This is a genomic window from Oceanobacter kriegii DSM 6294 (assembly GCF_000422845.1).
Lineage (GTDB): Bacteria > Pseudomonadota > Gammaproteobacteria > Pseudomonadales > Oceanobacteraceae > Oceanobacter > Oceanobacter kriegii.
This window is the reverse complement of the sequence record NZ_AUGV01000003.1, coordinates 325,473-338,706: the sequence shown is the minus strand read 5'-3', so window position 1 is coordinate 338,706 and position 13,234 is coordinate 325,473. Positions and strand designations below refer to the sequence as shown.

Annotated in this window: 12 protein-coding genes; 8 read left to right on the top strand and 4 right to left on the bottom strand. The window is 58.4% G+C overall.

The genetic code is table 11. From position 1 onward, the window contains the following. Positions 1-85 precede the first annotated feature (85 nt). Entirely contained in the window at positions 86-937 is an 852-nt protein-coding gene (locus tag G516_RS0101500) for a pirin family protein (RefSeq protein WP_028292151.1), read from the bottom strand. Positions 938-1,185: 248 nt separating this feature from the next. Here G516_RS0101500 and G516_RS0101495 point away from each other — a divergent pair, with 248 nt between their 5' ends. The 6 genes from G516_RS0101495 to G516_RS20590 are packed head-to-tail and all read left to right on the top strand — an operon-like array spanning position 1,186 to position 8,565. After that, entirely contained in the window at positions 1,186-3,381 is a 2,196-nt protein-coding gene (locus G516_RS0101495; protein WP_156878917.1) for a TonB-dependent receptor plug domain-containing protein, read from the top strand. Between the two features lie 54 nt (positions 3,382-3,435). After that, entirely contained in the window at positions 3,436-4,587 is a 1,152-nt protein-coding gene (locus tag G516_RS20605) for an HmuY family protein (protein WP_051218822.1), read from the top strand. A gap of 2 nt (positions 4,588-4,589) precedes the next feature. After that, positions 4,590-5,702 (top strand): hemin-degrading factor, encoded by a 1,113-nt coding sequence (locus G516_RS0101485; protein ID WP_028292149.1) that lies wholly within the window; start codon positions 4,590-4,592, stop codon positions 5,700-5,702. Then, positions 5,699-6,595, top strand: a complete 897-nt coding sequence (locus tag G516_RS20600) for a heme/hemin ABC transporter substrate-binding protein (protein ID WP_051218821.1) — start codon at positions 5,699-5,701, stop codon at positions 6,593-6,595. Before G516_RS0101485 ends, G516_RS20600 begins: the two co-directional genes overlap by 4 nt. A gap of 8 nt (positions 6,596-6,603) precedes the next feature. Then, positions 6,604-7,728: a FecCD family ABC transporter permease gene (locus tag G516_RS20595; protein WP_036533777.1), complete on the top strand. Its 1,125-nt coding sequence runs from the start codon at positions 6,604-6,606 to the stop codon at positions 7,726-7,728. 12 nt (positions 7,729-7,740) lie between these two features. Then, a complete protein-coding gene (locus G516_RS20590) occupies positions 7,741-8,565 on the top strand; it encodes a heme ABC transporter ATP-binding protein (protein ID WP_051218820.1) in 825 nt (274 codons plus the stop codon). Between the two features lie 151 nt (positions 8,566-8,716). Here the strand turns inward: G516_RS20590 and G516_RS0101465 are convergent, their stop codons facing one another. Further along, entirely contained in the window at positions 8,717-9,790 is a 1,074-nt protein-coding gene (locus G516_RS0101465; protein ID WP_028292148.1) for an alkene reductase, read from the bottom strand. A 284-nt stretch (positions 9,791-10,074) separates the two neighbouring features. Between G516_RS0101465 and G516_RS0101460 the strand changes: the two genes are divergently transcribed. Together G516_RS0101460 and G516_RS0101455 are read left to right on the top strand one after the other, a co-directional pair. Then, complete coding sequence (locus G516_RS0101460) at positions 10,075-10,629, top strand: gamma carbonic anhydrase family protein (RefSeq protein ID WP_028292147.1); 555 nt, start codon at positions 10,075-10,077, stop codon at positions 10,627-10,629. Positions 10,630-10,780: 151 nt separating this feature from the next. Next, the gene (locus G516_RS0101455) at positions 10,781-11,425 is read left to right on the top strand and encodes an LON peptidase substrate-binding domain-containing protein (RefSeq protein WP_028292146.1); all 645 of its coding nucleotides are present in this window, start codon (positions 10,781-10,783) and stop codon (positions 11,423-11,425) included. A 67-nt stretch (positions 11,426-11,492) separates the two neighbouring features. Here G516_RS0101455 and G516_RS0101450 read toward each other — a convergent pair whose 3' ends face one another. Continuing rightward, a complete protein-coding gene (locus G516_RS0101450; protein WP_028292145.1) occupies positions 11,493-12,203 on the bottom strand; it encodes a cation transporter in 711 nt (236 codons plus the stop codon). Positions 12,204-12,312: 109 nt separating this feature from the next. Then, a complete protein-coding gene (locus tag G516_RS0101445) occupies positions 12,313-13,092 on the bottom strand; it encodes a type IV pili methyl-accepting chemotaxis transducer N-terminal domain-containing protein (RefSeq protein WP_028292144.1) in 780 nt (259 codons plus the stop codon). Positions 13,093-13,234 lie beyond the last annotated feature (142 nt).

Genomic DNA, 13,234 nt, shown 5'->3' with positions numbered 1-13,234 from the left:
AGCTATTTCACACAATTATTTCACACAGCTTTTTACCGCCGCACTCTCCCACAGCTCTCTCCCACAGCTCTTCAGACAAATAGGCTCAAGGCAGCGGTGTGTATTCCTGATCATCGCCCGGAATCGTGGCAAAACGCTGCTGCTGCCAATCATCCCGGGCCTGTTCTATTCGACTCCAGTCGAACGAGACAAAATTCCAGTTAATCCGTGGAATCGTTGGCCAGTGGTCGCCGCCCAGCATCAGGATTCGGCTGTGTTGCAGCGCAGTCACCATGTCTTCGGTGTCCAGCAGCAAAAAGTCGCCGTCACAAAACAGTTCGTCGGCCACCATGATCCGGCCTTCGAGCACATACACCGCGCACTCTTGCGCTTCTGTCGGGGCTTGCAGCAAGGCGCCGGTTTGCAGGGTCAGGTCGAGGTAACACATCGGGCTGTGGGTGTTCACCGGTGAGGTCTGGCCATAAGCAACACCGGCAATCAGGATACCGTTGACCCCGTCCAGCACTACGGCTGGCAGTTGATCACGGCGGTAGTGGTCAAAGGCGGGCTCGCAGTCGGCCTGTTGTGCCGGTAACGCCACCCAGGCCTGAATGCCATTCAGCTGGTGCCTGACACCACGCACCGCTTCGGTTTCGCGCTCGGAATGCACAATGCCCTTGCCGGCCACCATCCAGTTCACCTCTCCCGGCAGGATTTCCAGTTCGTTGCCCAGGCTGTCGCGATGAAGAATCGAGCCTTGCAGCAGGTAGGTGATGGTCGACAAGCCAATGTGCGGGTGTGGTTTCACGTTCAGGCCAGTACCCGCTTCAAAGGTCACCGGGCCCATGCGGTCGAAGAAGACAAACGGCCCCACCATGCGTTTTTGCCCATGCGGCAAAATGCGCGTCACGCTGATGCCATCCAGATCCCGTGTTTTGCCTGCCAACAAACGCGCCATGGTGCCCTCCCAAATCCCGTTTTACACCATGATTCCGAAGCCCCGTCAGGCGGTCAACCGGGAGATAGCAAGACACTCTGTTGAGGTTGTTTCCTGGGTTATTCGAAAGGTTGTTTGAGGGGTATCTGGGTGGTTGTTTCGATTACAGAACGATCTGTCCCTATAATGTAAATACGAACAATTATCGTTGACGAAACGCTAAAAAACACTTCAAATAATAACGATTCTCGTTATTGTCGGAGTATGCTGTGCGATACTGGCGTCGTTTGGTTCTTTTGTCATCCATCACCGGTTTAAGCTGTGCTGTCGGGGCACCATCCGCCCTTGCTGCCGCGGTGCCCGCCTCGCAAACCGCTGATTACAGCAGCGACGAAACCGACGACAGCCCGATGATGCTGCAACCTATGGTCGTCACCGCCAGCCGCACGCTGGAACCACTGGCCAACACCACCATGCGTACCCAGGTACTGGAAGGCGAAGACATCGAACGTCTGCAAAGCCGCGATCTGGCTGACGCCCTGCGACTGGTGCCGGGCATTCAGCTGCGAGAGATTCACGGCCGCACCGGCAAGGAAGTGCATCTGCAAGGCTTCAATGGCGACCGCGTGCTGGTGCTGGTCAACGGCCAGCCAGTATCTGCGACCACCGGCTCTACCGTCGACGTCACCCAGCTGACCGCACTGGACGTTGAACGCATTGAGGTGGTGCCTGGCGCGGCCTCTTCGCTGTATGGCAGTGCCGCCATGGGCGGTGTGGTGAACGTCATCACCCGCCAGCAGCCCAGTCAGCTGCGCTTGCTGAGCGAAGCCGGCAGCTACGGCGACGACGAACTCAGCGATAGCCTGGCACCACAACGCCACTATCTGGTCAGCGCCGGACTCAATTCAGAGGCCTGGAGTGGTCAGGTCAGCATCGACCGTCGGGATTCTTCAGAAGTTGACCTTAACCCCGATAGCTATGCCTCCAACGGTTTCGACGGCAGCAAAACCAACTCCAACGCACAGCTGGGCTATCACTGGAATACCAGCGATGCCAATAGTGGCGGCGTCAATGTCGGTGTCAGCCACTATCTGGAAGACCTGCAACAACGTCTGAGCGAAACCACCAACAAATACGAAGATCTGGTGCGCCGCGGCATTAATCTGTCGGCTTACCAGAACAGCGCCAACGGCCGCTTTGGCCTGACGGCCATGGCCCAGCAGCAGTACGACGCCACCCTGCAAGAAAACACCGACAGCAACATCGACGCCGGCCGCTTGCAACGTAAGGCTCACTATCGCCAGCAAAAAGTCAGTGCCGAGTGGGCTTCCGCCGGCGACCTGCTGTCGCTGGCGAACGGACCAACGCTGCAACTGGTGGCAGGCATCGAGCACTTTCGTGAAGACATCAAACAGCACAAACGCCAGTTAAAGCTGGGCGACCTGCAGGATTATGAAACCGATACCGACGATGCCTCCGACGGCGTTGTTGTTACCGACAGCATTACTTACACCGACATTGGCGATGGTCTGCTGGAGATGCGCTCAGTCGAGGTCGGTGGCAAGCGCAACAGCACCGATGTGTTCAGCCAGGCGACGCTCGGCCTGGGGCCAAAAAATCCGGATTCCGGCGCCGCTGACTTCACCATCGGAGTGGGCTTGCGGGCGCAATACGACAGCGACTTTGGCAGCCATCTGGCCCCTACCCTGAGTGCCCGTCAAAACTGGTCAATGGGCGGCGACTGGCAGCTGCAAACTCGCCAAAGCTGGGGAGCAGGCTACCGGGTCGGCAACCTCAAGGAACGCCACTACACCTTTGACCACAGCATTTATGGCTACATCGTCGAAGGCAACCCGGATCTGGAGCCAGAGCGTTCTGTCAGCACCCAGGCATCGGTACTGGTCACCAACAAGCACAGCTGGCATGTCGAAATGTCGGTATTCCAGAACCGCATCGGCGACCTGATTGAGACCGAAAACACCGGCACCATCGATCCCTCAACCGGCGCCACCATCTACAGCTACGGCAACATCGAAGAGGCCCGCACTCGCGGCTATGAGCTGTCGAGCCAATGGCAAATCAACCGCGACTTGCAGCAGCGGGTGTCCTTCAGCTACCTCGACGCCCGCGACCTCGGCAGTGATTTACCGCTGCCGAACCGCGCCAAACATCACGCCAAGCTGATCTGGCTGTGGGACGCCAGCGACAACATCAACCTCAACCTGATGGGTGAATACGAAGGCAGCTTCTACTCATCCGTCACCGAAACGGCGCTGGAAACCTCACCGGCCTACTGGCGCTGGGACCTCACCGCCAGCCTCAGCAGCGACTGGTACGGCTTTGACCAACGCTGGTTCGGCGGCATCAAGAACCTCACGGATAGCGTCCGCAGCGGCGATGACAACTACGACCGTCGACCCACCGAAGGCCGTTACATCTACGCCGGTTTCGACTTCCGATTCTAAAAAAAAGCAGCACACAACAACGAATTACCTATACAGAGAACAGGAGCCCAAGCAATGAACATCACCTCCAAACCCAACGCATTACTGATGGCCATGATGGCCGCCGTGGCCCTAACTGGCTGTGGTTCCGACAGCGATTCAGACGACAGCAGCGATAACGACAGTGACGTTGCCGCCTACACCACGTTGCAAGTGAATGCCGCCAGCTACACCGACTGGCAGTACGTTGACCTGGAATCCGGCGCCGTGCTGACACTGACCGCTGAAGAAGCGGCAGCATCAACAGAGTGGGATATCGCCCTGCGTCGTACCGCCATCATGCTGAACGGTGGTGATTCTGGCCCGGGCTCCGTACAAGCAGCCGTTGCTGACGCCCAGGACGAGTTCTATGACGACGAAGACGCAGCCAACGCCTCCGTGTTCCTGAATGCCGATGCCGATATCGAAGCCGAAGCCCTGAGCGTTGCCTACGACACCAGCACTCTGACCTACCAGGCTGACGCCAACGAACCAGCCACTACCGACTGGTACAGCTACGACTTCACTACCCACACCATCAGCGCCGATACCAGCGTTGGCTACCTGCTGCGTCATGCCGATGCGGCAACCTACAGCAAGGTGTTCATTACCGAAGTCAGCTCTTCCGGCATCAGCCTGAGCTACGTCACCCAGGCCGCTGACACCGTTCAGTTCGCCGAAACCGAAGTTACTTTCAGCGCCACCTTTGCCGATGACGCCAGCAGCTCCGACGCTACCCTGATCTGTCTGGATCTGGATACCGCAGCCGCCGTCGACTGTGACAGCAATGAGGATTGGGAATGGATGTACCAGTACGACGCCGCCAACCGCGCCGTTAACATCTGGACCAACGGCGGCGTATACGGCTCTGGCAATGCCGCCGTGTTTGGCCCGATCAGCAGCACAGACCTGGCCGACTACACCAGTGCAACCAACGTTAACGGCTACGACATTTCCAGCCACTACAGCACCGACAGCAGCACTGGCCTGTTTGCCGAACAAAGCTGGTACGCCTACAACCTGGAAGGCGCACACAAGCTGTGGCCAAACTTCCGTACCTACCTGATTGACCTCGACAGCAGCGACGAAAGCAGCGCCCAAATTGCCCTGCAAGTGTCTGACTACTACAGCCTGGGCGACTCCGGCAGCCCGGAAATCCGCTTCCGCACCCTGGCCACCGAGGAATAAGCATGACCACGCCACTCGATTTCAAATCACTGCCGTTGGCAGAAGCGTGGCAACGGCTGGTCGAAGACCAGCCGAAACTGCGTATTCGTGATGCCGCCGAATTGCTGGACACCAGCGAAGCCGAACTGCTGGCCAGCCAACTCAATGGTGGCGAGTTCCAGCAGCAAACCGTGCGTCGTCTGCAAGGGCCGTTTGGCCCCTTGCTGAAGCAGCTGGACCAGGTTGGCGAAGTCATGGTGCTGACCCGCAACGCCGCCATGGTTCACGAGAAAACCGGTCAGTTCAAAGACCTGACCCTGCACGGCCCGGCCGAGCGCCAAATGGGTCTGGCACTGGGCACCATCGACCTGCGTCTGTTTCTGAACCACTTCGTGTTTGGTTTTGAAGTGGAAAACCAGACGCCTCATGGCCTGCGTCGCAGCCTGCAATTCTTTGACGCCAGCGGCACCGCCGTTCACAAGGTTTACGCCCGTGACGGCAGCGACCTGAACGTTTGGCAGCAACTGGTGAGCGAGTTCCTCGCCGCCGACCAAAGCGCCGAACTGAACACCACCGCCGTGGTGGAAGAATCGCTGCTGGGCGCGCCGGTAGAGCTGGACGCCGACGCCCTCAATCAGGACTGGAAAGCACTCAAGGATGTGCACCACTTCCAGGCCATGCTGAAAAAGCACAACCTCAATCGCGTACCGGCCTACGAGGCCATCGGCAACGAATTTGCCATGCCACTGGCCACGGAAGCCTTTGAGCAGGCGCTGGAAAGCGCCCGCGAAACCCAAATGCCAATCATGGTGTTTGTTGGCAACAAGGGCTGCATCCAGATCCACACCGGCCCGGTTCACAACCTCAAGCGTTTGGGCCCGTGGTTCAACGTACTGGATGACGGTTTCAACCTGCACGCCAGCACCGACCAGATTGGCTCTGCCTGGCTGGTACGCAAACCCACCAGCGACGGCATCATCAGCTCGCTGGAAGTGTTCGACCGTAATGGCCAACAACTGGCCATGCTGTTTGGTCAGCGCGAAAACGGCCAGCCGGAACGCAGTGAATGGCGCACCTTGCTGCAAAGCATTGCCAGCCTGCACAAGCTGGACATCCCGCAGGAGCAAACCGCGTGAGTGCCGACACCATGAATCTGAAAAAACTGCTGGGAGCAGCCATCTTGCTGTTGGGGTTGGCCGTATTACTGGCCGCCCCCAAAGCCGATGCTGCCACCCCGGAGCAGGGCCAACGGGTCGTCAGTATTGACGGCTCGATCACCGAAATCGTTTATGCACTGGGCCAGCAACAACAGCTGGTGGGCGTTGATACCACCAGCCGTTACCCGGTCGAAGCCCAGCAACTGCCGCAGGTAGGTTACATGCGTCAGCTGTCGGTAGAGGGCATCCTGTCGCTGCAACCGGATCTGATTCTGACCACCGAAGACGCCGGCCCGGCCAGCGTGTTTGAACAGCTGCAAGCCGCCGGTGTGACCATTGTGCGCACCCGCAAGGACTACAGTCTGGAAGGTGTGCTGAACAAGGTCGACGTGGTCGCCAAAGCTCTGGGCCAACCCGCCACGGGCAACGCCCTGAAACAGCAAATTGAACAGCAAGTCCGCAAGGCACTGGCCCGTATTCCGGACCAGCCAGCACCGGCGACGCTGTTCCTGTTAGGCGCTGGCAACCGGGGTTTGATGGCCGCCGGTCACGGCACCCAGGCCGAAGCCATGCTGCAAATGCTGCATACCCGTAACGCGGTGGACTACCCGGGCTACAAGCCCATCAGCCCCGAAGGCGCAATTCAGGCGGCACCGGAGGTGGTGATTGTTGGCCATACCCAACCGGGCGCAGCGGATCAGGTCAGTGAAACACTGGCGATGACACCGGCGATGCAGCAACAGCGCATTCACGCGGTGGACGTCAGTCTGACACTGGGCTTTGGCCCACGCCTGCCGCAAGCGATAGACCAGCTGGTGGATCTGATCTGGTATCCACAGTCCCTGCCATCTGAAACGGCTACCGCCGAGTAATCTGTGCCATGACCACCGCCTCAGCCGATTCTGTTCGTAGCAACACGACGGACAACAACGACAGCAACAGCAGCACCTCAGACAGCAGCACACCTATTGTGAACCGCCAGCGGCTGTTGTGGTTGCTGTTGCTGAGTGGCCTTGGCGCAGGAGTCGTGATTGCGCTGTGCTGGGGGCCGGTGGCAATCAGTCCCTCACAGGTGTTCGATTCGTTGTGGTCGTTGCTGCACGGTGATGCCATTGCCGGTTCCAACGACTGGGTTGTGCGCGAGCTGCGTTTACCCAGAGTGTTACTGGCGCTGTTGGTCGGTGCCGGTTTGGCGGTGGCGGGTGTGGTCACCCAGGGCGTGTTCCGCAATCCATTGGCCGACCCCGGCCTGATTGGAGTTGCCAGCGGTGCCGCATTGGCAGCGGTGGCGGTGATTGTGCTGTCGGATTCGATCCTGTTTTTCTGGGCCGATCTGACCGGTCCATTGGCACTGCCATTGGCCGCTTTTGGTGGCGGCTTGCTGGTCACCTGGGTGATGTATCGGCTCGGCACCTGGCGCGGTGAAACCCAGGTCGCCATGCTGTTGCTGGCCGGGGTCGCCATCAACGTATTAACCGGCGCGGCGACCGGCGTGCTGACCTATCTGGCCGACGACCAGCAACTGCGCAGCATGACCTTCTGGTCGATGGGCAGTCTGGCTTACGGCCGCTGGCCGGAAGTGATGGCCATGAGCCTGTTTATCCTGTTGCCCGTGCTGCTGTGCCTGCGTTACGGCCGTGCGCTGAACGCCATGCTGCTGGGTGAACAAGTGGCTGGCCATCTGGGCCTCGATGTACAACGCTGCAAACGCTGGCTGCTGGCCGCCGCCGCACTGATGGTCGGTGCCGGTGTGGCGGTGGCAGGCATTATTGGTTTTATCGGCTTGGTCGTGCCGCACTTGCTGCGCCTGATCATCGGTCCGGATCATCGCCTGTTGCTGCCAATGTCGGCGCTGGCGGGCGGTCTGCTGCTGTTGGTAGCCGATACCCTGGCCCGCAACGTTATTGCCCCGCAAGACTTGCCAGTCGGCTTGTTGATGGCCTTGATTGGCGGCCCACTCTTCCTGTCGATGCTGCTGCATCAAGTCCGTGGCCGTATGGGCTAACAGAGGGTCATCATGTCTGACGTTATCCAAATCGAACCTGTGTCCCGCCCAGTAGAACAAGCCGAGCTGCTGACGCTCGACGGCGTGGCAGTAGAACGCCATGGCAAACAACTGCTGCACCCTACCCGGCTGACGCTGGGCTGTGGCGAGAAACTGGCCATTCTTGGCCCCAACGGCGCGGGCAAATCGACCCTGCTGAAATGTCTGGCCGGTGATATCCGCGACTACGCTGGCCACATTCATTTCGACCAGCAACCGCTGACAGCGCTGAACGGCAATCACCGCGCCCGTCGCATTGCGGTGATGCCGCAACATGCTGAAATGATGTTCCCGTTCCGGGTCAGCGAAGTAGTAGCCCTTGGCCGCACGCCCTTTACCGATGAAATCGTTACCCGTCACTGGCAGGAACGGGCCATGCAACTGACCGAATGCTGGCACCTGCGCGACCGTCGCTATCCCAGCCTGTCCGGTGGTGAGCAACAACGCGTGCAACTGGCCCGGGTACTGGTGCAAATCTGGCAAGCGCTGGAAAACGCCACCGACAACCATCTGTTACTGCTGGACGAGTGCACCTCGGCCCTCGACCCAGCCCACCAGCACAGCATCATGGACGCGGTAAACCGATTCGCCACATCCGGTGTTGGCGTGATCGCCGTGATGCACGACGTCGCCCTTGCCGCCAGCTGGGCCGACACCGTTGTGCTGCTGAAAAACGGCGCAGTGATGTACCACGGGGACAGCAGGGGGCTCACCGACGCCCAACTGTTGGCAGACTGCTACGACCTGCCCATTGAGCTGGCCAAACGCCACGCCGCCAGCAACGCCCTCTGGATGTAGCGCCAGACCAGCAAACCATTCGCGGCCAGAAATTCTCATAACCAGAAATTCTCATCGCTAATAACCACGAGCCGCACCCATAAAAAAACCGGATGTTCCATGTGGAACATCCGGTTTTTTAAAACGATGCTGGCGCTAGCGCGCCAGCAAATCAGGCATCCAGAAACGGATAGTCGGTATAACCCTCGGCACCCGGGGTATAGAAAGTGTTCTGGTTTGGCTCGTTCAATGCCGCACCGGCTTTCACACGCTCCGGGAAGTCCGGGTTAGCCAGTACCGGCACACCAAAGGCAACAGAGTCGGCTTGCTTGTCGGTAATGGCCTGAGCCGCTTCTTCGGCGCTGTAACCCATGTTCACCATCAAGTGGCCCTTGTAGTTTTCCCGCGCTGGCGTCACCACATCGGCTTTTTGCACACCGAAGAAATCCGCTCGCATGATGTGCAGGTAAGCCAGATCAAAGCGATTCAGTTCTTTCGCCAACCAGGCCGTCCAGCCCACGGGGTCTTCGGTTTTCATATCCTGGAAGCTGTTCAGTGGCGACAAACGCAGGCCAACCTTATCGGCACCAATTTCTTCGGTAACGGCCGTTAGTACCTCAAACAGGAAACGGGCACGGTTTTCAATCGGGCCGCCGTACTCATCCGAACGGGTGTTAGCACTTTCACGCAGGAACTGGTCAATCAGGTAGCCATTGGCACCGTGTACTTCAACACCGTCAAAACCGGCCTTGATGGCGTTGGCCGCGGCCTTACGGAAATCTTCCACAATGGCGGCAATTTCTTCTTTGGTAAGCGCCCGTGGCTTGGTGTATGGCTTTTTGCCTTCCGGGGTGTGGGTTTCGTCGTTAATGGCAATGGCCGAAGACGATACCGCTTCCTTACCACCGTTTAGCAGCGGATGCGCTGCACGACCGGCGTGCCAGATTTGAATCACAATTTTGCCGCCCTTGGCGTGTACTGCGTCGGTTACCTGCTTCCAGGCCGCCACTTGTTCGTCGGAGTAGATACCCGGGTCGTTACCAAACGCCGAGGTTTCCGGGCTGACCATGGAGCATTCGGTGATCACCAAACCGGTGCTGGCACGCTGGCTGTAATACTCGGCCATCAGCGCGTTCGGAAGATGGCCTTCGGCACGGGCACGGGTCAGCGGCGCCATGGCAAAGCGGTTGGCCATGGCAATAGAACCGGCATTAACCGGCGTAAACAGGGATTCGGTGTTCGACATGATCGATCTCCAGGGCATGTATGTACCGACACTATATGGGCCTTGCGAGTGGGATTTTCAGGGGCCATTTTGGTAACAGACCGTTGCACTGGTGTATCGGTCTGGCAGCGCTGTCAGGGGCGCTGCGCTATCAGCTCAAGCGGTATCAACAACGCCCATGAACCTTGCGTTCAAGGCCATCCGGCGGCACAGTGCAACAACAAAGAGCCACACCTACACCCATACCATGGCTGTTATCAGCCCTGCCAATAACAATCATCAGCCGCGACGATGACGGAGTTTCCATGAGCAAAAGCGTACGCCCTTACCAGCAACACACCCCAAAATTGGGCGAGCGCGCCTTTGTCGATTGCAGTGCAGTGGTCATTGGCGATGTGGAACTGGGCGACGACAGCTCGGTGTGGCCATTGGCGGTGATTCGTGGCGATATGCACAAGGTTCGCATTGGTGCCCGCACCAGCGTGCAAGACGGTGCCGTGCTGCACATTACCCACGCGTCCGACTACAACCCCGGCGGCTACCCACTGATCATTGGCGACGACGTCACCATTGGCCATCAGGCCATGCTGCACGGCTGCACCATTGGCAGCCGTGTTCTGGTAGGCATGAAGTCGATGATCATGGACGGTGCGGTGGTTGAAGACGAAGTCATTGTTGGTGCCGGAGCAACCGTGACGCCAGGCAAGGTACTGAAAAGCGGCTGGGTTTACATGGGCACCCCGGCCAAACCGGTGCGCGAGATTACCGACAAGGAACGCAGCTTCTTCACCTACGGTGCCGGTAACTACGTGAAATTAAAGGACAAGCACCTGGCCGAAGGTTACGACAAGGACGACTGAGTCATTACCGAAGCGATTACCACGAACCTGACCGCCCTTCGTACCGCAAGTCTGACAGCTACGCGGGATTTGTCGGCAGCCCAGCCGCTGTCTATAGTGATGAGTCCCCTGCTGCCAGCGATTCATCTGTTTTCATTCGCCGAGGTTCCCCATGACTGACATCTGCATGTTCCCGATTCCGGACTGCGTGACCTTCCCCGGCACCGTATTCCCGCTGCACGTGTTTGAGCCGCGCTACCGTCAGATGATCCAGCACTGCCTCGACAACGACGCACTGGTCGCCATTTGCCACACCGAAAAACTGGTCAGCCTTGGCAAGCCCAATGACAATCTGAAAGCTGCGTTGCGCTCCAATCAGGCCACCTACAAGCCCTACCCGGTGTTTTCTGCTGGCCGCTGCGAATTGCTGGAAACCACCGACGACGGCCGCCTGTACCTCAACGTGCACATTGAACAACGCTTCAAAGCCATCGCCGAAAAGCAGACCCTGCCGTTTATGGTGTTTGAGTGCGAACCCTTTGAAGACCGGGTACTGGACGACGAAGAACAGCAACTGGCGGAACAGCTGCACGAGAAAATTCTGAAACGACTACAGGCGCTGGCGCAAAACGAACCAGCATTGCAAGAAGCCATGCCGATTGAACTGTGGGCCACTAAAACCCCGATGGAATTCAGCTTCGAGCTGTTTGGTGTGCTGTCGTTTGGCGCCGAAACCCAACAACAGATCCTGGAAATGGATTGCGTCACCGAGCGGCTGGCGTACGCGCTGGAAATGCTCAATCAGGCCAGCGAATAAACGCCAGCCTGTTCAACGCGCCTGTCTTGAATATATTCACAACGCATAGGATGGGCACTTGTGCCCATCAAGCCGATTTGCCACCACAACAAGCACTCTCTGCCTTCGCCACAGGCCCGGCCGACGCACTGCACGAAGAGCCAGCAGCCGACGGCGCACAACAGCTGCTACTGACCTCTGCCCCGCTTGCCAGGCTGGCCCGCGCATCACGCAAAATGCCCCAGGCAGAATGAATAATAATCAGCGCCACCAGCGTGGCGATCAGCCAGTCCGGCCATGGCGATTCAAACCACACCACCAGTCCGGCCGCCACCAGCACACCGACATTGGCGATCATATCGTTACGGGAGCAAATCCAGCTGGCACGCAGATTAATGTCGCCAGAACGGCGGCTGAACAACAAACCAAAACACGCGGCATTCACCACCAGCGCCAGCGCTGCAATCCAGCCCATGGTATCGGCTTCCGGTGTGCTGCCCTGACTGATGCGCCAGCCCACATGCACCAACACCCCCACACCCAGAACCATCTGCAACGAGCCATTCAGCAGCGCCGCGCGGGCCTTTTCAGTCACGCCGCGCCCCACCGCATACAGGCTCAAGCCGTACACCAGTGCATCGGCCAGCATATCGAGCGAATCGGCCATCAGGCCACTCGAGCGGGCCATCCAGCCAGCGCCAAACTCGACCACAAACATGGCCGCATTCAGCACCAACACCGTCCATAACAAGGTTCTTTGGCTTTGGTCTTCGGCCGACGGCCCACAGCAACCGGACATAACACACTCCTTCGGGGATTCCCGATCATTGACAGGAGCATGCTAAACCTTCAAGTCACTATAAGGTCAATCACCACAAGCCGACGGATGTAACCTCGCCGCAAACACCTTAATCCGCCACGCTGGTGTACATGCCGGTGATGCTGTCCATCTTCTTCAGAATGCTTTCCATGGTGGTATTGATGTTGGCCGGTACCGGCTCCTTACCAGCACTCAGGTCCAGACCCGGAGACGCAAAACGCCAGTACACCGACACCGAGTCCAACTCCTTGCTGATCTCGGCGGTGTTCAATGGCGACGCTTTCAGCTCATCCAGCGTTTTAAGAAATTCTTCCGCCGACTGCTGCAATTCTGCCGCCTGATTATCGCGGTCGACCCCCCAATAGATGGCGCTGTAAGCCTTGGCGATACGCTGCGACAACATGCTCTGGCGGCCCGACAAATTAACGATATCGGCGACGTGATGACCCGACTCCTTCTCAATCGCCTGCGCCAACGCATGAGACGCCGTCAGCAACTGCTGGCTAAGCGGTAACAGCTCCGCAGCGGCCTCCCGCGACGTCATTGCCGACATGGCCTCCGGCTGAAACGCCATCCAGACATCGTCCACGGCCAGCCAGTCGGACTCCAGCGAATGCGATTCGGCGTAACCCTTAAGCTCCTTCAACTGCTTCTGAAACAGCTCGACCGACTCCATCCGCTCGGCATTGGCCTTGTCTTCCCGCACACCAGCGCCATACAAGAGGTAATTCTTCATCATACGCTGGCTCAACATGCGCTGACTGGCAGCCATATCCATCGCTTCAAACTCGCTCAAGGCATGAGCGCCAAGCGGCAATAAACCGGCCAGCACAGTGCTGATCAGCAGACCAATACGTAGAGATTTCATCGCGACAACTCCGTAAACACGAATCCAGAACTGAGAACGACCACACACAGTGGCTCGGGAAAGGGACATTAAACCGAAAAAGGGGGGAATTCACCCCAAATGAGAGTATTTTTCAATCAATCCTTGGCATGGATCGGGTCGG